We start from the raw sequence: 22,337 nt of genomic DNA on the forward strand, positions 1-22,337 counted from the left end.
TGGCCCGCGACCACGACGCGACGAGCTTCATGGTGCTGCAGGCGGCGCTGGCCGTCCTGTTGAGCAAGCTGTGCGCGACCGCCGATGTGGCCGTGGGCTTCCCGGTCGCCGGCCGCCCCGACCCCGCGCTGGACGACCTGGTCGGTTTCTTCGTCAACAGGTTGGTGCTGCGGGTGCAGCTGGCCGGCGACCCCACGATCGCCGAGACGCTGGCCCAGGTGCGGGCGCGCAGCCTGGCGGCCTACGAGCACCAGGACCTGCCCTTCGACGTCTTGGTGGAGCGGCTCAATCCGACCCGATCGATGGCCCATCACCCGTTGGTTCAGGTGGCGCTGGCGTGGCAGAACCTACCCGGCCAGCACGACCCGGCCGCCGGGCTGACGCTGGGCGACCTACAGATCACCCCGATGCCGCTGGACACCCACACCGCGCGGATGGACCTCACCTTCTCGCTGGCCGAACGGTGGACGCCGGCGGGGGAGCCCGCGGGGATCACCGGCGCGGTGGAATTCCGCACCGACGTGTTCGACGCGGCCAGCATCGAGGCGCTCGTCGCGCGGCTGGAGCGGGTCGTGCTGGCCATAACGGCCGATCCCACGCGCCGGTTGTCCACCATCGACGTGGTCGACGAGCGCGAACACGCGTGGCTCGACGAGGCGGGCAACCGCGCGGCGCTGACCCGGGCCGACGTCGGCCCGTCGATACCGGAACTGTTTGCCGCGCAGGCGCTTCGCAGCGCCGACGCGACGGCGCTGCGCTGCGCGGACCGCTCCCTGACCTACCGGGAGGTGGAGCAGGCCGCGAACCGCCTCGCGCACCTGCTGGCCGCCCACGGCGCGCGGCCGGGCCGCGTGGTGGCGCTGCTCCTCCCGCGTTCTGCCGAGGCGATTGTGGCGATCCTGGCCGTGTTGAAGACGGGCGCGGCATACCTGCCCATCGACCCCGCCGTGCCCGACGCCCGGCTCGACTTCCTCCTGGCCGACGGCGCACCCGTCGTCGCGATCACCACCGCGAGCATGGCCCGCCGATTAACGGGTCACGACGTGCGGGTGGTCGACATCGACGCGCCGCTGGATGCTCACCCCAGTTTCGCGCCGCCGGCGCCGGCCGCCGACAACGTCGCCCACATCATCTACACCTCCGGCACCACCGGAACCCCCAAAGGCGTTGCGGTGACGCACCGCAACGTCACCCAGCTGATGGAGGGCCTGGACGCCGCCCTGACCGCGCCCGGGCCGGCGCGGGTGTCGACGCAGTGGCACTCCTACGCGTTCGACGCGTCGGTGCGTGAGATCTGGGGCGCGTTGCTGCACGGCGGGCTGCTGGTCGTCGTCCCGGAGGCCGTGGCGGGTGAGGACCTGCGCGACCTGGTGGTGCGCGAGCGGGTCGGCGTGCTCAGTCAAACGCCGTCCGCGTTGGCGGCGTTGCCCCTCGAGGGGTTGGAGTCGGCGGCGCTGATCGTCGGCGGCGAGGCCTGCCCGGCCGAGTTGGTCCAGCGGTGGGCGCCGGGCCGGGTGATGCGCAACGCGTACGGCCCGACGGAAACCACCGTGGACGTGACCGTCAGCGCCCCGCTCGAGGCGGGCGCGGGCGAGGTGCCCATCGGGGCGCCGGCCGCGGGGGCCGCGCTGTTCGTGCTCGACGCGGGGTTGCGCCCCGTACCGCCCGGCGTGGTCGGTGAGTTGTACGTCGCCGGCCGGGGGGTGGGCGTCGGCTATCTGGGCCGGGCGGCGTTGACCGCGTTACGCTTCGTCGCGTGCCCGTTCGCGGGCGCGGACGCGCCCGGGGCGCGCATGTACCGCACCGGTGACCTGGTGCGGTGGCGCGCCGACGGGCAACTGCACTACGTGGGGCGCGCCGACGAGCAGGTCAAGATCCGCGGCTACCGCGTCGAACTCGGTGAAATCCGTTGCGCGCTGGCCGCGTTGGCGGGTGTGGACGCCGCGGCGGTCGTCGTCCGGGAGGACCGGCCCGGTGACAAGCGCCTCGTCGGTTACTTCACCGGCGCGGCGGACCCGCGGCACGCGCGGGCCGAGCTGGCCAAGCAGCTGCCCGCCTACCTGGTGCCCGCCGCCATCGTGGCGTTGGACGCGTTGCCCCTGACGGTCAGCGGCAAGCTGGACCGCCGGGCGCTGCCCGCACCGGAGTACCGCGACGCCGGATACCGCGCCCCCGGCAACGCCATCGAGGAGATCCTGGCCGACAGCTACGCCGAAATCCTGGGCGTGGAGCGCGTCGGCGTCGACGACTCGTTCTTCGACCTCGGTGGGGACTCGCTCACCGCGATGCGCCTGATCGCGGCGGTCAACAAGTCCCTCGACGCGCGGCTGGGCGTGCGCGCCCTGTTCGACACGCCCACCATCGCCGGACTGGCTCCCAAGATCCACACCGGCGCTGGCGCGCTGGAACCCCTGGTGCCCGGCGAGCGGCCCGCCGTGATCCCGCTGTCCTTCGGCCAGAGTCGGCTGTGGTTCCTCGACCAATTCACGGGTCCCTCAGCGGTATTCAACATGGCCGTGGCGCTCGCGCTGACCGGCCGCCTGGACGTCGACGCGCTGGGCGCGGCCCTGGCCGACGTGGTCGGCCGCCACGAATCGCTGCGCACGGTGTTCCCGCACCGCGACGGCGTGCCCTATCAGGAGGTGCTGGCGCCCGAGCACGCGGACTTCGGTTGGGGCGTCGTCGACGCCACGGCATGGCCGCGCCAGCAGTTGCTGGCGTCCCTCGGGGCGGTCGCGCGGCACACCTTCGACCTGTCGCGGGAAATACCGTTGTACGCAAGGCTATTCGCGGTGTCCGAGGACGAGCACGTCCTGGTGGCGGTGGTGCACCACATCGCCGCCGACGGCTGGTCGGTGGCGCCGCTGGTGAGCGACCTCGCGGCCGCGTACGCCAGCCGGTCCGCCGGACACGCCCCGCACTGGGCGCCCCTGCCGGTGCAGTACGCCGACTTCACCCTGTGGCAGCGCGCCCAGTTCGGCGACCTGGAAGACGGCACCAGCCACCTCGCGAGAGAGCTGGCCTACTGGCAGGGCGCGCTGGCGGGGATGCCCGAGCGGCTGCAGCTGCCCACCGACCGGCCGTATCCCGCCACCGCCGACCACCGCGGGGCGCGGGTGAGCGTGGAATGGCCGGCGGAGTTGCAGCGCCGGGTGCGCGCGGTGGCCCGCCGGCACGACGCGACCAGCTTCATGGTGGTGCAGGCGGCCCTGGCCGTGTTGTTGTCCAAGGTCGCCGCGACCGAGGACGTCGCGGTGGGGTTCGCCGTCGCCGGCCGGCGTGACGCCGCCCTGGACCGCCTGGTGGGCTTTTTCGTCAATACGCTGATCCTGCGGGTCGACGCCCGAGGCGACGCCACCGTCTCGGAGTTCCTCGCCCAGGTCCGCGCCCGCAGCCTGGCGGCTCTCGAACACCAGGACGTGCCCTTCGAGCTGCTCGTGGAGCGGCTCAACCCGGTCCGGTCCGCGAGCCACCACCCGCTCGTGCAGGTGTCGGTGACCTGGCAGAACCTGCGCGAGCACGGCCACGACCCGGCCACGGGCCTGGACCAGGGCGACCTGCGGGTCACCCAGCTACCGCTGGAGAGCCACGCCGCCCGCATGGACCTCACCTTCTCCCTCGGTGAACGCTTCGGCCCCGACGGCGAACCCGCCGGCATCGGCGGCGGCGTGGAATTCCGCACGGATCTTTTCGACCCGGAAACCGTTGCGCGCCTGGTTACTCGCCTGGAGCGGGTGCTGGCGGCGTTGGTGGCCGATCCGGCGCGGCCGTTGTCGTCGGTGGACGTCCTCGATGACGCCGAACGGGCACACCTCGACGTCATCGGCAACCGGGCGACGCTCGGCCGGTCGTCGGCCGAGGCCTCGGTGCCCGAGCTGTTCGCCGCCCAGGTGGCGCGCACCCCGGCCGCGGTGGCGGTCAGCTTCGGCGGCGCGACCATGACGTATCGGGAGTTGGACGCGGCCGCCAACCGGCTGGCGCGGCATCTGGCCGGGCTGGGGGCGGCGCCGGGCGAGTGTGTGGCGGTGGCGTTCCCGCGCTCGGCCGAGGCGATCGTCGCGATCCTGGCCGTCCTGAAGTCCGGGGCGGCCTACCTGCCGATCGACCCGGCCGTGCCGGACTCCCGCGTCGACTTCGTGGTCGGCGACGCCGGTCCGGTCGCCGCGGTGACCACCGCCGAGCTGGCGTCCCGGTTCGCCGGGCGCGGGGTGCCGGTCGTCGAGCCCGACGCGCCCGCCGTCCAGGCCATGCCCGACACGGCGTTACCGCTGCCCGCCGCCCACGACATCGCGCACATCATCTACACCTCGGGCACCACCGGCGTGCCCAAGGGCGTGGCCACCACACACGCGAACGTCACCCAGCTCCTCGCCACGCTGCACGTGGGGTTGCCGTCCGGGCCGAACGAGGCTTGGTCGCAATGGTATTCGTACGCGTTCGACGCGTCCGTCGAGGAAATCTGGGGGGCGCTGCTGCACGGCTCGCGCCTGGTGATCGTGCCCGAAGCGGCCGCCGCGCTGCCCGATGAGCTGCAGGCGTTGCTGATCGACGAACGGGTCACCGTGTTGCACCAGACCCCGTCGGCGGTCTCGGCGCTGTCCCCGCGGGCGCTGGAGTCGGTGGCGTTGGTGGTGGCCGCCGAGGCGTGCTCGGCGGAACTGGTCGACCGGTGGGCGCCGGGGCGGGTGATGACCAACGCCTACGGGCCGACCGAGACCACGATGTGCGTGGCGGTCAGCCCGCCGCTGCGCGCCGGGACGGGAACACCGCCGATCGGTGCGCCGGTGCCCGGGGCGGCGTTCTTCGTCCTGGACCGGTGGCTGCGGGCGGTGCCCGTGGGCACCGTCGGCGAACTGTACGTAGCCGGGCGCGGACTGGGCGCCGGCTACCTGCGCCGCCCGGGGTTGACCGCGTCGCGCTTCGTGGCATGCCCGTTCGGCGAGCCCGGCCGGCGGATGTATCGCACCGGAGATCTGGTGCGATGGCGCGCCGACGGGCAGCTGGACTATTTGGGCCGCGCCGACGAACAGGTCAAGATCCGCGGCTACCGCATCGAACTCGGGGAGATTCAGGCTGCGCTGGCCGCCGTGGACTCGGTCGACCAGGCCGTGGTCGTCGTGCGAGAGGACCGCCCCGGCGACAAGCGCCTGGTCGGTTACGTCACCGAGTCCGCGCCGGGCGCGCTCGACGTGCAGGCCGCACGGGCGGGGCTGCGAGAGACGTTGCCGCCCTTCATGATTCCGGCAGCCCTCGTCGTGATCGACGCGCTGCCGTTGACGGTCAACGGCAAGCTGGACACCCGCGCGCTGCCGGTGCCGGCCTACCGCGACGCCGACTACCGCGCCCCGGGCACCGACCTGGAACGCCTCCTCGCCGAGGCCTACGCCGAGGTGCTGGGCCTGGATCGAGTGGGACTCGACGACTCCTTCTTCGACCTCGGCGGCGACTCGTTGTCCGCGATGCGCCTGATCGCCACCCTCAACAAGACCCTGGGCGCCCACCTGACGGTGCGCACCCTGTTCAGCGCGCCGACGGTCGCCGGTCTGAGCGAGCGCGTGCACGATTACGCCGACGACCCGCGCTTCGTGCACGTACACGGCAGCGCCCCCACCGAGGTGCACGCGCGCGACCTGACGCTCGAGAAGTTCTTTGACGCCGACACGCTGGCCGGCGCGTCGGCACTGCCCGGCCCCGGCGCCGAGGTGCGGACGGTGTTGCTGACCGGGGCGACCGGATTTCTGGGGCGCTACCTGACGCTGCAGTGGCTCGAACGCCTCGAACTGGCCGACGGGACGTTGATCTGCCTGGTGCGGGCGGCGTCGGACGAGGACGCGCGCCGCCGCCTGGAACAGACCTTCGACAGCGGTGACCCCCGGCTGACCAAGCACTTCCACGAGTTGGCCGCCGACCGGCTCGAGGTCGTCGCCGGCGACAAAGGCGAACCCAATCTCGGCCTCGGTCAACGGGATTGGCAACGGCTGGCCGACACGGTGGACCTGATCGTCGACGCGGCCGCGGTGGTCAACGGCGCGCTGCCCTACAGCGAACTGTTCGTCCCGAACGTGGTCGGCACCGCCGAGCTGATCCGGCTGGCGCTGACCGGCAGGCGAAAGCCCATCAGCTACGTGTCGACGGCCAACGTCGGCGACCCGATCGAGCCGTCGGCCTTCCGCGAAGACGCCGACATCCGGGTCGTCAGCCCCACCCGCAAGAACGACGGCAGCCGCGTCAACGGCTACGGCAACAGCAAGTGGGCCGCGGAGGTGCTGCTGCGGGAGGCCCACGAGCGCTGCGGACTGCCGGTCGCGGTGTTCCGCAGCGGAATGATCCTGGCCGACACCACCTACGCGGGCCAGCTCAACCTGTCGGATCTGGTCACCCGGATGGTGCTCAGCGTCCTGGCCACCGGCATCGCCCCCACGTCGTTCTATCGCCTTGACGCGCAAGGGAATCGGCAGCGCGCCCACTACGACGGCCTGCCCGTGGAATTCGTCGCCGAGGCGATCGCGACGCTGGGCGCTCAGGTCGTCGACGGGTTCGAGACCTACCACGTGATGAACTCGCACGACGACGGCATCGGGCTCGACGAATACGTCGACTGGCTGATCGAGGCCGGTTATCCGATCGAGCGCGTCGACGACTTCGGTGCATGGCTGCGCCAATTCGAGGCGAGGCTGCGGGCGCTGCCCGACCGCACCCGCGAGCACTCCATCCTCGCGGTGCTGTCCGCGGCGAACTCCGCGGCGCTGCAACCGGCCGAGCCGCCCGCCCGCTTCGCGTCCACCGATCGGTTCCGCGCCGCGGTGCAGGACGCGAAAGTGGGCCCCGACAACGACATTCCGCACGTGTCACCGGCGGTCGTCGTTCAGTACGCGGTCGGCCTGCAGCTGCTGGGCCTGGTCGAGGGCGGTTAGGTCTGGAATTCCGCCGTGGGCCGGTCGGTGAGCACGTCGCGGCCGGCACCGGCGCCCACACTGGCGGCCTCGCCGTGCGCCAGGCCCACGGTCGCGACGATCACCGTCACCGCGGCCACCGCGAGCACCACCCACTCCGGGCCGCCGGCCTCGAGCGTCTCGCCCAGAACGGTGATGCCGAGCACCCCGCCCACGACGGGCTTCGCCACGATGATCGTCGGCAGGGACGCCGTCAACGCGCCGGCGCGGTACGCCGACTGGTGGATGATCATCCCGGCGGCGCCGGTGAACACCCAGGCGTAGAACTCGGGCGTGCGCCACAACTGGGCGGGGTCGTGCTCGACGATGTCGACGACGCCCTTCATCAAGACCGCGAACACGGCCAGCAACGAGCCGGCCACCGCCGCCAACAGCAACGCCGCGGCCGGTCGGTCCGCCCACACGCGGGCGCCCGCCAGGCCCAGCGCCAGCACCGGACCGAGCGCGACCGCCACCACGACCCAGGTGTGCAGCGGCGCGCGCTGCTGGCCGCCGGTCGGGTCCCCGACCGCGATGAGCACGGCCAGCGCCGCCGCCAGCAGCAGCGCCCACAGCCACTCGCGCCGCGTGATGGCATGCCGGCTCATCCGCGCGTACACCGGAAGCGCGAACAGCAGCGCCGTCACCTGCAGCGACATGACGAGCAGCACGGAGCCCTTGTCCAGGGCGGCCGCGAGCAGCACGTAGCTGCCGATGTCACCGAGGCCGCCCAGCCACCAGCGCCGATCGCGCAGCAACATGCCGAACAACGCCAGGTGGCCCACCGGCTTGTCGGTGACCTCCTGCGCCGACCGTTGCCGCACCACGTTGCCGATCGCGGACGCCAGCGCGGCACACAGGGCCAGGAGGGCGGCCAGATGCGTGTGCGACATGGCTAACTCCTCGTGCGGTTGAGCTTGCGCTCCAATTTAACCGTCACGCCCGCCGCGGGCCCACCGAACGCGGCGGCCGGGCGCCGACGCCGCCGCGACGTCAGAGCGGGAACTTGGTGCCGGTGAGGCGTTCGGAGAGGTCCCAGAGCGCGACGGCCGTGGCGTCCCGTTTGGCCAGCCAGTTCCGCCAGGTCGGCTGCGTTCGCCCGTACAGCCCGAACCGCGGGCCCACAAAGGTGTCACCCGGCAAATCCCGGGCCACCGCGTACAGCGTCTGGCGGGCGCCGAAGTCGGCGTCGGTGGACACGATGCGGTCCACGGCCAGCACCACGGCGTCCCCGAGCCGGCGGCCCGAGTTGCCCTGCAGGTTGGTGTGCGACCAGCCCGGATGGGCGGCCAACGCGCGCACCGGCGACGAGGCGGCCCGCAGCCGCCGCTGCAATTCGCGGGTGAACAGCAGGTTGGCCAGCTTGGACTGCCCGTAGGCCAGCCACGCCGAATACGGCCGGGACTCCCAGTTGAGGTCGGTGAGGCTGATGTAGCCGATGTTGTGCAGCAGCGAGGAGACCGTCACCACCCGGTCACCGATCTTGGGCAGCAACAGGTTGGTGAGCGCGAAATGGCCCAGGTGGTTGGTGCCGATCTGCCCCTCGAAGCCGTCCACGGTCGAGCCGTGCTTGGTGGCCATGATGCCCGCGTTGTTCACCAGGACGTCGACCGCGTCGACACCGTCGGCGAACCGCCCCACCGAGGCCAGATCCTGCAGGTCGAGCTCGCGCACCTCGACCCGCCCGGTCATCCGCGCCGCCGCCGCGCGGCCCTTGCCCGTGTCGCGGACCGCCAGGATCACGCGCGCGCCGACGCGCGCCAACGCCCGCGCGGTCGCCTCGCCGAGGCCGGCGTTGCCGCCGGTGACGACGACGGTGCGCCCGTCGAACGAGGGCAGGTCCGCGGTGGTCCAGTCAGCCATGCCAGCCACAGTAACGGTGCCATCCCCGGGACCGGGCACCTCACAGCGGCGCCCGACGCGGGGGCGGCCGCGGGTATCGTGCTCGGGATGACCTGCGACAGCTGCGCTCACGCGTCGGGAGTCGCCGGATGTATCTAGGGGTCATCGTCAACCCGCAAGCGCGCCGCAACCGCGCCAGCCGGGGTGACCGGATCGCCGCACTGCGGCGCGCTGTCGGCTCGGTGGGCGAGGTGCACGAGACGGCCTCCATCACGGAGTTGCGCGCGACCATCGCGGACCTCTACCCGCGCGTCACGCACCTGGTGGCCGACGGCGGTGACGGGGCCCTGCACTGGTTGATCAACGAGGTGGAGCGCTGCGAGGCCGATTCGCTGCGCTGGCCGGCGTTCGTGCCGAGCAACGGCGGCAGCGTCAACGCCGTCGCGCGCAAGGCCGGCGTGCGCGGGCGACCCGACGCGATCATCCGCGGGCTGGCGGTCGCCGCCCGCCGCGAGGCGCCGCCGCCCGAGGTGCTGCTCGACACGTTGGCCCTGGACGGCCGCACCGCCGACGGCGCCCCGTTCCACCGGCTGTGCTTCGGCCTGGCCGCGGGCGGCGTGGGCAACCGGTTCTACGAACGGTATTACGACGCACCCGATCACGGCCGCCTCGCGGTGGCCCGGGTGCTGGGCCGCACGCTCGGCGACTACCTCACCTCGAAGGTGACGCCGGGCCGGTCGTCGACCCCGAACTACGCCAGCGTCCTGCTGGCGCCGACGCGCGCCCGGGTGGTGATCGACGGCGAGGAGGTTCCGACCCGCACGCACCGGCTCCTGCACGCCGGCGCGATCGACCTGCGCATCGCCGGCCCGCTGCGGCTCTTCCCGAAGGCGGCCGAGCCGGGCGCGCTGCAATTCCAGGCGGGCGAGTTGCGGCCGTCGAAGATCGTCGTCCAACTCCTCGCGGCGCTTACCAACGGCACGGTCCGCGGCGAAAAGATCCGCGACGTCAACGGCCACGAGATGACCATCGAGGCCGAGGGGGAGCCGCTCTCGCCGATCATCGACGGCGAACGTTTTCCGGGCATCGTCACGCTGGCGGCCCACGCGGGGCCCCGCATCCGCGTCGCCCGCGCGGCGCGGCCCTGACGTCAACGTCTCCGCAGGGCGCCGGTGAAATGCCGGGCCGCCGCCGAATTTCGCCTGTTAAGGCCCCCGGCGACGATTGTGTGATCAATTATCTTCTGGGTTAAATGTCAGGCCGCTCCATTGTTTCGTGCAAATTCGTAAATGCGCGGTTCAGTACTTACGGACCGCATCGTCCGTATAACGCCTGCTCAAGCGCGACGCAGCTGTACTGAGGTCCGCGTTCACGTACGTCAGTACGCGACGCGCCGTGCGCCTCGTTAAGCCCGCCCTGTGGATTGCATGTGCGAACCGGATAAATGCCGCCCGAGCTTTTGCCCGGCCCGCGCAGGCGGCGCTACATTGGTTTTCAATCGAAGACCGGCCGACTCGCCCACGCGGTGGTCGCGACCGGCGGACCTGGAAGGGGGGGTGCTCCGCGATGGAGACGCTTGTCGATTACCTGCAGATGTGGGAGACGCGGAGGCCGGAGCAGACGCTGTTCCGGTTTGTCGACGACGAGCGCCGCGAACTCGAGCACTACACCTACCAGGGGTTCGCCGAGCGGACCCGCGAACTGGCCGCATACCTCTCCCGGGAGGCGGGCTTGGAGCCGGGCGATCGGGCGCTCCTGGTCTACCCCCCGGGATTGGAAATGGTCGCCGCGCTGTTCGCCTGCGCCCGCATCGGGGTGATCGCGGTCCCGGTCAGCCCCCCGCTGCCGATGTCGTTCGAGTCCGGGCTGGCCAAGCTCGCCTTCATCGCGCGCGACAGCGGAGCCAGGGCGGTTTTGTCGACCAAGCAGTTCGAGTACGACTTCCGCCTGCTGCTCGGCCACCGGTCGGCCACGGCGCCCGGCGGTCCGGACGTCGACCTGCCGCAGCTGCCCTGGTTTGCGACCGACGGCGCGCAGGACTTCGGTGGCGCCCCGGTCGCGGACACCCCCGGGCCGGTCCTGTTCCTGCAGTACACCTCCGGATCGACGAGCGACCCGAAGGGCGTGATCGTGACGCACGCCAACGTCATCGCCAACGGGTCGGCGTTCAGCGGGGGTGAGGTGCTGGTCAGCTGGCTGCCGCAGCACCACGACATGGGGTTGATCTCCGCCTACCTGTTCATCGTCCTCAAGGGCGGCACCACGCACGCCATGTCGCCGCTGGACTTCCTCAAACGGCCGTCGTCCTGGCTCCGGCTGATCAGCGAGGTCGGCGCCACCCACACCCCGGCCCCGAACTTCGCCCTCGAGTACTGCCTGCGCCAGGACAAGCTGCCCGACGCGGAGTTGGCCGGCATCGACCTGAGCAGCCTGGACAGCATCGTCGTGGGCGCCGAGCCGCTGCGGGGCCGCACCTTCGCCCGCTTCCGGGAGCGGTTCGCGCCCTACGGGCTGCGTCCCGAGGCGCTGACCGGCGCGTACGGCATGGCCGAGGCCACCCTCATCGTGTCGTTGCGGGGCCGGCAGATCGTGACCGCCAACAAGCGCGCGTTGGAGAACAACCACGCCCGGGTGGAGCGGACCGCCGGCACGGGCCAGGCGTCGCCGCAGAACAACAACCAAGTCGCGCTGGTCAGCTGCGGAAAGCCGTTGCCCGACAATGTGGTTCGCATCGTCGACCCGCAGACCAGGCGCGCTCTGCCCGAGGGTCGGGTGGGGGAGGTCTGGCTGGACGGGCCGTCCAAGGGCGCCGGCTACTGGAACCGCCCCGAACTGACCGCCGAGTCCTTTGCGGCCCGCATCGTCGGCGACGAAGAGCACACCTACCTGCGGACCGGCGATCTCGGATTCGTTTACGAGGGTGAGCTTTTCGTCTGCGGCCGCAGCAAAGACCTGATCATCGTGCGCGGCGTCAACTGCTACCCCTCCGACGTCGAGGCGGTCGTGGAGCGCTCGGTGACGCAGGTCCGCGACGGGTGCGTCGCCGCCTTCGCCGTGGAACGCGACGAGCGCGAGACCTTGGTGGTGGTGGCCGAGCTGCGCGACGAGGCCGCCCGGCCGGACGGCCGGGCGCTGGCGCGCGCCATTCGCCGGCAGTGCCACATCGACCCGCACACCATCGTGTTCGTCCCGCCCCGCACCATCCCCAAGACCAGCTCGGGCAAGGTGCGGCGCGCGCAGACCCGCCAGCTGTTCGAGGGCGGCGAGCTACCGGTGCTGGCCAGCTACGCTCAGCCCGGCCCCGTGCCGGCGGACGTCGACGCCGCGCCGCGGGACCGGTTTCGCCGCCTGATCGACAGCTACGACCTGACCGGCCAGGAGGAGTGCTCGTTCGCGGACCTCGGCATCGACTCGTTGGCCCTGGCCGAGCTGCGCACGGACCTGCAGGCGCTGTTGGAGGACCACGGCGCCGGGGAGTTGGCCGACGAGGTCAACACCCGGTTGCTGCAGCGCCTGACCGTGGCTGAATTCTTCGACCTGACGGCGCGATTCGCCGACGGCGCCGGGCAGCCGATCGACAGCCTGCGCCGGGCGCTGGACGACCTCTCCGCCGAATACGAGGCGCGCGAGGCCGCCCAGATGCGCGCGGACGCGGCGCTGCCGTTGCCGGAGCTCGCTCCGGCGCGGCCGGGCGCGGTCACCGACATCCTGCTCACGGGTGCCACCGGGTTCCTCGGCCCGTTCCTGGTCGCCAGCCTGCTGTCGCGGACTTCCCACACGCTGCACGCCCTGGTGCGTGCCAACGACGCGGCGCACGGGGTGGACCGCATCGTGGCCTCGTTGCGCCGGGCTCAGCTGTGGACTCCCGCCCTGGAGGCCAAGGTCCGCTCCCGGGTGCGGGTGGTGTGCGGCGACCTCGCCGAGCCGGCGCTGGGCATCGGGGAGGCGGCCTTCGCGCAACTGGCGCACGAGGTCGACGCCGTCGTGCACAACGGTGCCCTGGTGAATTACGTCCGCACCTATGACGCCCTGCGGCCCGCCAACGTGGAGGGCACCCGCGTATTGCTGCGGTTGGCAATGACGGGCCACCGCAAGGCTTTCCACCTGGTCTCCAGCACCTTCATCTACGGCTGGAGCACCGAACCGGTGGTCGGGGAGTGGGATGCCAACGACGCGATGGCCGGCCTGGACTTCGGCTACTCGCAGACCAAGTGGGTGGCCGAGCAGCTGGCGCTGCGGGCGCAACGGCAAGGCCTCGACGTCCGCATCTACCGGCCGTCGCTCATCTCACCGACCGGCGCCGGCTTCGGCAGCCAGGACGACATCCTGGTGCGGCTCACCGCGTTCATGATCGAGCACGGCGTGGCGGTCGAGGCGCTGAATCAGGTGAGCCTGCTGCCGGCGGACCTGATCGCCGACCACGTGGTCGCGTTGATGGAGCTGCCGGCGGGCGAGGAGGCGCAGGTCTTCAACATGACCGCCGACGACTACTACAACCTCACCGACATCACCCGCATCCTGTCGGAGCGCCACGGTTACCGCTTTGCCTACCACGACATTCCGTCGTTCACCGGGCAGCTGAACACCCGCTGCACGGCGCGCGACCAGCTCTACCCGCTGGTCGATTTCCTGACCCGCTCGGCGGGCAAGATCGCGGCGATGCGCGACAAGCGCTACGACAACACCCAGTACCGGCGCGCGCGTGATCTGGTGGCCACCCGAACGCACGAGCCGCCGCTGGCCGAAACGGTCGACCATCTGGTCCGTTTCCTGCGCGGCGCGGGATTGCTCACCGACGATCACGCCGCGACGCGGCAGATCGCCTAGGGGGCGACGATGACGGAGATTGACCACCGGGCCGCCGGGCCGCGCGACGCGTCGCTGGACTCCGAGCGAATCGTCCTGCAGGCGCGCGACGTCGAGTTCGACTGGGCCGCACTGCCGTTCTACTACGTCCCGGACGAACCCTTTACCACGCACTTCTGCAACGTGCTGCACCTGTTGTTGCCGGCGGGTGAGGAGTTCATCGTCGCGGCGTTCAAGGACACGCTGCCCCTGATCAAGGACGATCAGCTGCGCCGCGACGTGCAGGGCTTCATCAGCCAGGAGGCCATGCACTCCCAGGCGCACTCGGGCGTGCTGGACCACTTCGCCGCCAACGACATCGACGTGACGCCGTTCACCGATCAGATGCGGTGGCTGTTTGGCCGGCTCATCGGGGACCGGCCCGGCTGGAGCCGCCGGCGGCGGCAGAGTTGGCTGCTCGAACGGGTCTCGATGGTGGCCGCGCTCGAGCACTACACCGCCATCCTCGGCGAATGGATCCTCGACACCCCGCAGCACGACGCCATGGGCACCGACCCGGTGATGCTGGACCTGCTGCGCTGGCACGGCGCCGAGGAAGTCGAGCACAAAGCGGTCGCGTTCGACACCATGAAACACCTGCGCGCCGGCTACGCCCGGCAGGTGCGCACCCAGCTGCTGATCACGCCGTCCCTGCTGTGGTTGTTCGTCCGCGGCGTGCGATTCATGTATTCGGTGGACCCCCACCTGCCGCCCGGCGCGAAGCCGCGCTGGCGCGACTACTTTCGTGCGGCGCGAAAAGGGTTGGTGCCTGGCCCTTTCGAGTTCCTACGGGTCATCGGCGCGTACTACTCCCCGAACTTCCACCCCTCCCAGTTGGGCGGTGTCGAGCGCGCGGTCGACTACCTCGCCCGCTCGCCGGCGGCCCGCGCGGCCCACTGAAGCGAAGGACCGTTGCCGTGACCCAGTCCCGTGTCGTCACCGCCACCGACGGCATCGCCCTGGCGGTCCACGCCTACGCCCCGATCGACCGCTCGCGGCCCACCGTCGTCGCGATCCACGGATATCCGGACAACCACCACGTCTGGGACGGTGTGGCAGACGAACTCGGGGGCCGCTACAACGTGGTGGCCTTCGACGTGCGCGGGTCCGGCGAATCCGGCACGCCCGCACGGCGATCCGGCTATCGGTTCGCGCAGTTGGTGGCCGACATCGGCACGGTGATCAACAGCATCGGGGTCGACCGGGTTCACCTGGTGGCCCACGACTGGGGGTCGATCCAGGCCTGGGCGGCCGTCACCGACGATTCGGTGGCGCCCAAGATCGCCTCGTTCACGTCCATCTCAGGGCCGCACCTGAACTACGCGGGCGCCTTCCTGCGGTCGGCGCGCACGCCCCGCGGCGTCACCGACGTCGTCCGGCAGGTGCTCGCGTCCTCCTACATCGGGTTCTTCCTGTGCCCGGGGGTGCCGGAGTTGACCATCTGGGCGCGCGCGACGACGAGCGTCTTCGCGCTGGTGGAACTGCTTGGCCGGCCGCGCGGTAGCGGCCAGCGTCGGGCGGCGACCACCCGCTCGCTGCGTGACTACCTCAACGGGCTCAACCTGTATCGCGCCAACATGCCGGCGCCGTTCCTGGCCAACCGGTTGCCGCGAACCGCCGTCCCCGTGCAGACGCTGGTGGCCCGGCGCGATTACTTCGTGTCGCCGCCGCTGCAGCGGTTCACCGGGTCGATCCCGCCCCACGGGCGCGTCGTGCCGATCGAGGGCGGTCACTGGGTGGTGGCCTCGCATCCCGGCGTCATCGCCCGGCTCACCGGCGAGTGGGTGGACCAGACGGCCGCTGCGCGAGCCCGAGACATCTCGTGAGCCAGACGATCTGGAGCAGCCGGCCGGCCGATCTCTACGGCCGGCGCAAACACGACCGGCTGTACACGGCGCTGTGGGGGGTCGGCGCACTGTTCGGTGGCTTGGCCTCCGCGTCGCGCTGGACGCCGGAGCGCGTCACACCGGTCCCGCGGACCACGCGGGCGATCATCGCCCGGCGCGAGGTGCTGACCCCCGACGTCGTCGCGTTGACGCTGGCCGACCCGGACGGCGGGTTGCTGCCGGCCTGGAGGCCCGGCGCGCACATCGACCTCCGGCTGCCCTCGGGTCGGCGCCGGCAATACTCGCTGTGCGGCCCGCCGGGGCGGCGCACCGACTACCGCATCGCCGTGCGGCGCATCCCCGACGGTGGCGGGGGATCGGTGGAAGTGCACGACGCCCTGCGCGAGGGGGACGCCTGCGATTTCGACGGGCCCCGCAACGCGTTCTCTCTGGTCACCGACGACCGCGAGGCGCTGTTCGTCATCGGCGGCATCGGGGTGACGCCCATCCTGCCCATGATCCGCGCGGCGCAGCAACGCGGCATGCGTTGGCGCGCAATCTATGCCGGGCGCGCCAAGGATCACCTGCCGTTGCTCGACGAGGTGCTGGCGGTGGCGCCCGACCGCGTCACGGTGTGGGCCGACGACGAACGCGGTCGCCCGCCCACCGCGACCGACCTGCTCGCCGGCGCCGGGCCCGGCACGGCGGTCTATGTGTGCGGCCCGTCCGGGATGCTGGAGGCGGTGCGCGCGGTGCGCGCCGAACACGCCGACGCGCCGCTGCACTACGAGCGATTCGGGCCCCCACCGGTGCTCGGCGGTATCGCGTTCGAGCTGGAACTGGCGCGTTCCCAACGGGTCCTGAGCGTGCCGGCGAATCGTTCGGCGCTCGACGTCATGCTCGATGCCGACCCCGCGACCGCCTACTCCTGCCAACAGGGGTTCTGCGGCACGTGCAAGGTCAAGGTGCTCGCCGGGGACGTCGATCACCGGGGGCGCGGGACCGAGGACGGCGCCATGCTGGTGTGCGTGTCGCGCGCGCGCTCGGGCCGCATCGTCATCGACGCGTGAGCGCGGTGTTGCCCCGACATTGAGCTCGGGCACGGCAAGATGAGCGCCGTGCAGGGTTTCAACGTTTCCACCCTGGCGTTGCTGACGGCCGTCGGCTTCGCCGGTCCGCTGCTGGCCGCGGTGCCGCGCCTGCGGATACCGGTCATCGTGGGCGAATTGGCCGCCGGCGTGGTGATCGGCAAGACAGGCTTCGGCCTCGTCGACGACACCAACCCGACATTTGAGTTGCTCGCCAACATCGGCTTCGCGCTGGTGATGTTCGTGGTGGGCAGCCACGTGCCGGTGCGCGACCCCGCCCTGCGGGCCGCGGTGCCGTTGGCGCTGGCGCGCGCCGCGGCGGCCGGTGCCGTCGCGGCGGCGTTGGGCTGGGCGCTGGCCCGGGAATTCGGCACCGGACACGCCGCCCTCTACGGGGTGGTGACGGCGTCGTCCTCGGCGGCGATGGCGTTGCCGATGATCGACTCGCTGCGGTTGCGCGGCCCGCAGGTGTTGTCGGTGACCGCGCAGATCGCCATCGCGAACGCCGCGTGTATCGTGTTGCTGCCCTTGGTGATCGACTCGCGCCACGCCGCGACGGCGGCGCTGGGCGGGCTGGCCATCACCGCGTGCGCCGCGGTCCTGTTCGTGCTGCTGCGGGCGGCCGACCGCAAGGGCTGGCGCCAGCGCCTGCACCATTATTCGCGCGCCAACGAACTGGCGTTGGAGTTGCGGTCCAACCTGTTGGTGCTGTTCGGGTTGGCGACGCTGGCCGTCGTCACGGACGTGTCGATCATGGTGGCCGGCTTCGCCCTCGGTCTGGTGCTCGCGATGGTCGGCGAGCCGCGACGGTTGGCGCGCCAGTTGTTCGGCATCACCGAAGGGTTTTTCAGCCCCCTGTTCTTCGTCTGGCTCGGCGCCTCGCTGCAGGTGCGCGACCTGGGTGCCGAACCGAAATACCTGCTGCTCGGCGTCGGGCTCGGGCTGGGTGGGGTGGTGGCGCACTGCGTGGGACGGCTGCTCGGCCAGCCGCTCACCTTCGCGGTGATGTCCTCCACCCAGCTGGGCGTGGCGGTGGCCGCGGCCACCATCGGCATGCAGCAACACCTGCTGGCCCCGGGCGAGGCGTCGGCGTTGATGTTCGGTTCCTTGCTCACCATCGCGGGCACGGCGATCGCGGGCACGCTCGCCGCGCGGCGCCAGGGTGCCGCGGACGGCACCGTCGCGACCCCAGCCGGCGGCGCCGACGGCGCTGCCGGACCTCGCTCCGAGTAGCCGCTACGGGGGCCGGCAGGATTGAGTAATCCTACGGATCCGGCCGAGTGTGGCGGTGCCGCACGCTGTTTGGCATGACCGTTCCGAATAGCATGTCCAAGACCACGGCCGCCTTCTTCGCTCAGGCCGCCGTCGCGTTCACCGTCAGCTTCGTCGCCGCGCTGGGTGGCATCTACTTCCTGCCGCTCGACGGGTGGCAGCGAATGTTCCTCGGCATCACCTTCCTGTTCCTGGTGTCCAGTGCCTTCACTCTGGCCAAGGTGATCCGCGACCAGCAGGAAGCCGCGACCGTGCGGGTGCGGCTCGACGAGGCCCGCATCGAGAGGCTGCTGGCCGATTACGACCCCCTGACCACCACCACCTGAGTAGAACTACTCACCTCCAAACGCGTAGTAACGCGGGTGCCCGGGCCCGGTCCGATCGGCGACGCTGATCGCGACGCCCGCGACCGGGTCCGAATCCACACAGAAGGGCAGAACACTCGAGATGACAACGCTTTCAGGCTTTCCGGGCGCCGCCGAGTTGGCGGCGAGCACACCGGCCGACCGGGACCGGGTGCTGGACGTCATCCGGATCACCTCGCTGATTGGGGTGGTGCTCGGCCACACGGTGATGGCGATCAGCGTGATCCGCAATCACGTGCTGATCTGGGACAACATGCTGACCACCTCGGTGGTTTTCCAGGCGCTGACATGGCTGCTGCAGATCATGCCGCTGTTCTTCCTGGCCGGCGCGGCGGCCTGCGTGTCGTCCTGGTCGCCCGGCAGCAACTGGGGCGATTGGTTGATGAAGCGCTGCACCCGGCTGTTCCGGCCGGTGTTCTACTACCTGGCGTTCTGGGCCGTCGCCTTAACCGTGCTGTACCACCTTTTGCCGCAACATGTTTACGAGCCAATCGCCGGGGTCAGCACTCAACTGCTGTGGTTCCTGGGTGCCTACGTGCTGGTGCTGGCGGCCATGCCGGTGCTGCACCGGATCACCACCGCCCGGCGGCTCGCCGCGGGGGTGGCCGCGGTGTACGCGGCGATCGCCGTCGTCGACGCCGTCCGGTTGCAGTGGCCCGCCTGGATGCCACTGGGATATCTCAACCTCGCGGTCTGGCTGATCCCCGCCATGTTCGGCGTGGCCTACCGGCGCCGGCTGCTCGGCGGCCGGTCCGCGCTGGCCGTCGCGGCCGGTTTCTTCCTGGTCGACGTCGCCCTGGTCTGGTGGGGGCCGTACCAAATCAGCATGGTCGGCATCGGTGACCACCAGCTGTCCAACACCAGCCCGCCCTCGCTGTTGTTGGCCGGGCACGCGATTGTGTTGAGCGCCTTGGCCATTGCGGCCGCCCCCGCGATCGCGCGGTGGGCGCAGCGGCCCCGCGTGTGGTGGTGGACCGCCGTCGGTAACTCCGGGGCGATGACGCTGTACCTGTGGCACATGCCCGTGTTGTTGAGCGTGCACCTGGCCTTCGACTACCTGGGCTGCCCGCGCTATCCGGGGCAGCCGGGCTTCCTCGCGACCAGCGTCGCGCAGGTGCTCATCGTGGTCGGGGTGGTCGCGGCGGCATTCGTCGCGCTGCGCCCGCTGGAGAACGCCCCGCTGTCGGGTTGGGACGGCGCGCCGGCAGTGACGTCGGTCGCGCGGGGCCGGGTGGTCGGCGCGTTGTTGTGCGTGGCCGGTGTCGCGATCCTGGCCGCGATCCGGTGGGGCCTCAAGGATGACGGGTTGGTGTGCATGGGCGCGACGGTGGCCGCGTTGGTGACGGCGCGGGCCGTGGCCGGGCAACCGAAAGTTGCTGGGGCAACGGGCTACTGACGCCACACGACCCGTGCGCGGGGCCGCGGCGGTCAACGGCGACCGGCGCGGCCCCCGGCGCTGTCCTGGTCGCTGTCCTGGTCGCTGTCCTGGTCGCCGTCTTCGTCGCCGTCCAAGCCGTGCTCGATCGCGTACCGCGTGAGCTCAACCCTGTTGGCCACCTGCAACTTGCGAAAGGTCGCCTGCACGTGGTTTTCCACGGTGCGGTGGCTCAGCGACAGCCGCGCGGCAATTTGCTTCGCGGACAACCCTTTTGCCACATGGCGCAGCACCTCGGTCTCGCGCTCGGTGAGGCTGGGCCGGTTCGAGCCCTCGTCCTTGCTCGCCGCGATGCGCCGGTATTCGCCCAACACCAACCCGGCCAGGCTGGGGGTGAACACGGCGCGCCCGGCCGCCGTCGACCGGATCGCTTCCGCCAGTTCCGCCTTGGACGCGCTCTTCACCAGATAACCGGTCGCGCCGGCCTTGACGGCTTCCAGCACGTCCTCCCGCTCGTCCGAGGCCGACAACACCAGCACCCGCGACGACGGCGAGACCTCGAGCACGGCCGCAGTGGCCTGCGCGCCGTCTCCGTCGGGAAGTTGCATGTCCATGACCACGACGTCGGGGGTCACGACGGCCGCGCGGCGGCGCGCGGCGGCCACGCCGTCGGCGGTGGCGACCACCGCGAAGCCGTCCTCGGTCAGATCGCGGGCCACGGCGTCGCGCCAGATCGGGTGATCGTCGACGACCATGACGGTCGTCGAACCCGCGCCCGTCACGGCCGCCCGTCCTGGCGCGGCACGCACAGCTCCCATTCCGTGCCCTCGCCGGGATCGCTGCGGAGCCGGGCGGTGCCGCCCAGCGACGCCAGCCGCCCCACGATCGACTGGGAGATGCCCAGGCGCCCCTGGCCGGCCGCTTCCTCGAGCCGGCCGGCGGGTATCCCGACGCCGTCGTCGCGGACGCTGACCACAACGGCGTCGCTGAGGTCTTCCAGCAACACGAAGGTGTGCGCCCCGGGGCCGGCGTGGGCGCGCGCGTTGTCCAAGGCGTTCGCCACGGCGGCGTCGAGCTCGGCGGCCACCGAACGCGCCAGCGGCACTGCCGTTCCCGGCAGGCTGATGGTCACCCGATCGGACTCGCGGCAGCGCAACAGGGCGCGCACGTCGACCGGCGCGGCGTCGGCGTCGGGCTGCAGGTCGGAGCAGGCGAGCCAGCGCCGCAGGGCCCGTTCCTGCTCGCTGGCCAGATCGGCGAGATCGGCGGTGGGCCCGCCGATCTCATGACCCCTCTTGGCCACCAGCGCCAGGACCTGGATCGCCCCGTCGTGGACCTCGCGGGACAGCCGGTCGCGCTCCTGCACCGCCGCCGTCAACTGGGCCGCCCGCTGCAGCTCGGCGTGGGCGCGCCGCGCGGTCTGCGCGGCCATGCCGATCGCCATGCCGATCGCGATCTCGATGATGACGGTGGCGTTGTGCCCCAGGTTGAGCGCGAAATAGTTCTTGACGGCGAAGTTGGTGGCCATCACGGTCAGCCCGGTCGCCATGCCGCCGGCCGGGCCGAACTGGATGGCGGCGGAGATGGTGGGGTTGCTCGCCCACAGCGTCGTCGGCCAGGTCTGGTTCTCGGACGCCCAGTGCGGGTGGGTGACGATCGTGTTCGAGCCCATCAGCGCCACGGTGATGGCCAGCTCGGTCAGCACCCACGCGCGGGTGCGGCCGAACCCGCGCAGGTAGGCGACCGCGCAGGCCGCGCTCCACGCGATCAGCACCGCGAAGAGCACCCAGCCCAGCACGGGCCGACGCAGGTCGGGGTTGATCGCGATCTGAAAACCGGTGGCGTAGATGCAGCTCAACAGCCGGAACACCTGCGCCGCGCGCCACAGCGGTGCGGTGGGGTCGGGACCGTGACTAGCCATCGGCGTTCAGCATAAGTGCCCCGCCAACGGCCCAAAGTCCTTTGCGCAAGAGCCGTCGTGCCCTCGTGCCGCCGCGCCGGGTGCGGAATCGTGGGTGTGATACGCAACTGCGAGGGGGCGACTGCCATGAATTCGCGCATGCCGGACGCGGACACGGTGCGGACCGTCCTGTCGCTGGCGTCCCGGGCCCCGTCCGTGCACAACACCCAGCCCTGGCGGTGGCGAGTGCACCCGGCCGGGCTGCAGCTGTTCGCCGACGACGCCCGGCAGTTGCCGAACACCGACCCCGACGGCCGCGACCTTCTCCTCAGTTGCGGCGCCACGCTGCACCACTGCGTCGTCGCGTTCGCGTCGGTCGGGTGGCGCTGCAAGGTGACTCGGTTCCCCGACCACGACGACCCCGGGTACCTCGCGGCCATCGAGCTTTCTGCACACCCCGCCGACGCGGTCGACATCGCGCTCGCCGCGGCGATCCCGAGGCGGCGCACCGACCGTCGGCATTACAGTTCGTGGCCTGTGCCGGTGGGAGACATCGCCCAGATGGCGGCGCGCGTGGCGCGGGCCGGGGTGACGCTGTGTCAGGTGCAGGACGTCGACGAGTTACGCGACATCGTCGCCGCATCCGTTCGGGACCACTTCACCCGCGAGTACCTCGCCGAACTCACGGCGTGGAGCGGGCGCTATTTCTCGGTGGCCGGCGTGCCCGCCCACAACACCCCCGCGTCGGACCCGGACGCGAAGATCCCGGGCCGGCTCTTCGCCGGGTCGGCGTTGCCCATGGCGCCGGGTTCGTCGGCCGACGACGACAACGCCGTCTTGAGCGCGCGGGAATGTTGGGATCTGCTGGCGGGCCACACCCTGGGTCGGTTGG

Annotated in this window: 13 protein-coding genes and 1 pseudogene; 10 read left to right on the top strand and 4 right to left on the bottom strand. The window is 71.4% G+C overall.

Annotated features, from left to right (window positions below; translation table 11 throughout):
- The coding region (locus A5700_RS21700) for a non-ribosomal peptide synthetase (protein WP_156671352.1) at positions 1–6,914 on the top strand (6,914 nt) is incomplete at its 5' end.
- On the opposite strand, the gene A5700_RS21705 is transcribed toward A5700_RS21700, so the two are convergent.
- Both A5700_RS21705 and A5700_RS21710 read right to left on the bottom strand, forming a co-directional pair.
- Positions 6,911–7,825 (bottom strand): DMT family transporter, encoded by a 915-nt coding sequence (locus tag A5700_RS21705; RefSeq protein ID WP_068067749.1) that lies wholly within the window; start codon positions 7,823–7,825, stop codon positions 6,911–6,913. The two genes, A5700_RS21700 and A5700_RS21705, sit on opposite strands and share 4 nt — an antisense overlap.
- Positions 7,826–7,925: 100 nt before the next feature.
- Positions 7,926–8,795, bottom strand: a complete 870-nt coding sequence (locus tag A5700_RS21710; protein WP_068067752.1) for an oxidoreductase — start codon at positions 8,793–8,795, stop codon at positions 7,926–7,928.
- Between the two features lie 128 nt (positions 8,796–8,923).
- Between A5700_RS21710 and A5700_RS21715 the strand changes: the two genes are divergently transcribed.
- The 8 genes from A5700_RS21715 to A5700_RS21750 all read left to right on the top strand — a co-directional run bounded on the left by A5700_RS21715 (position 8,924) and on the right by A5700_RS21750 (position 19,566).
- Positions 8,924–9,922: a diacylglycerol kinase family protein gene (locus A5700_RS21715; protein WP_068067754.1), complete on the top strand. Its 999-nt coding sequence runs from the start codon at positions 8,924–8,926 to the stop codon at positions 9,920–9,922.
- A gap of 418 nt (positions 9,923–10,340) precedes the next feature.
- Entirely contained in the window at positions 10,341–13,601 is a 3,261-nt protein-coding gene (locus A5700_RS21720; protein WP_068067757.1) for a thioester reductase domain-containing protein, read from the top strand.
- 9 nt (positions 13,602–13,610) lie between these two features.
- Positions 13,611–14,519: a metal-dependent hydrolase gene (locus tag A5700_RS26670; RefSeq protein ID WP_068067760.1), complete on the top strand. Its 909-nt coding sequence runs from the start codon at positions 13,611–13,613 to the stop codon at positions 14,517–14,519.
- Between the two features lie 17 nt (positions 14,520–14,536).
- Positions 14,537–15,445 (top strand): alpha/beta fold hydrolase, encoded by a 909-nt coding sequence (locus A5700_RS21730; RefSeq protein WP_068067763.1) that lies wholly within the window; start codon positions 14,537–14,539, stop codon positions 15,443–15,445.
- Positions 15,442–16,515 carry a PDR/VanB family oxidoreductase gene (locus A5700_RS21735; protein WP_068067765.1) on the top strand — a complete coding sequence of 358 codons (1,074 nt, stop codon included), beginning with the start codon at positions 15,442–15,444 and terminating at the stop codon, positions 16,513–16,515. Before A5700_RS21730 ends, A5700_RS21735 begins: the two co-directional genes overlap by 4 nt.
- 48 nt (positions 16,516–16,563) lie before the next feature.
- The gene (locus A5700_RS21740; RefSeq protein WP_231973731.1) at positions 16,564–17,766 is read left to right on the top strand and encodes a cation:proton antiporter; all 1,203 of its coding nucleotides are present in this window, start codon (positions 16,564–16,566) and stop codon (positions 17,764–17,766) included.
- 74 nt (positions 17,767–17,840) lie between these two features.
- On the top strand, positions 17,841–18,131 hold the full coding sequence (locus A5700_RS21745; protein WP_068067770.1) for a YiaA/YiaB family inner membrane protein: 291 nt from the start codon (positions 17,841–17,843) through the stop codon (positions 18,129–18,131).
- Positions 18,132–18,252: 121 nt separating this feature from the next.
- Positions 18,253–19,566, top strand: a complete 1,314-nt coding sequence (locus A5700_RS21750; protein WP_068067772.1) for an acyltransferase — start codon at positions 18,253–18,255, stop codon at positions 19,564–19,566.
- A 110-nt stretch (positions 19,567–19,676) separates the two neighbouring features.
- On the opposite strand, the pseudogene A5700_RS21755 reads toward A5700_RS21750, so the two are convergent.
- A pseudogene (locus A5700_RS21755) lies at positions 19,677–20,300 on the bottom strand (response regulator); the annotation flags it as partial.
- A 23-nt stretch (positions 20,301–20,323) separates the two neighbouring features.
- Entirely contained in the window at positions 20,324–21,466 is a 1,143-nt protein-coding gene (gene macS, locus A5700_RS21760; protein WP_068205010.1) for a MacS family sensor histidine kinase, read from the bottom strand.
- A gap of 126 nt (positions 21,467–21,592) precedes the next feature.
- On the opposite strand from macS, the gene A5700_RS21765 reads away from it, so the two are divergent.
- Positions 21,593–22,337: NAD(P)H nitroreductase (locus A5700_RS21765; RefSeq protein WP_068205012.1), on the top strand; the 745-nt coding region annotated here is incomplete at its 3' end.

Source organism: Mycobacterium sp. E1214, assembly GCF_001666755.1.
GTDB lineage: Bacteria > Actinomycetota > Actinomycetes > Mycobacteriales > Mycobacteriaceae > Mycobacterium.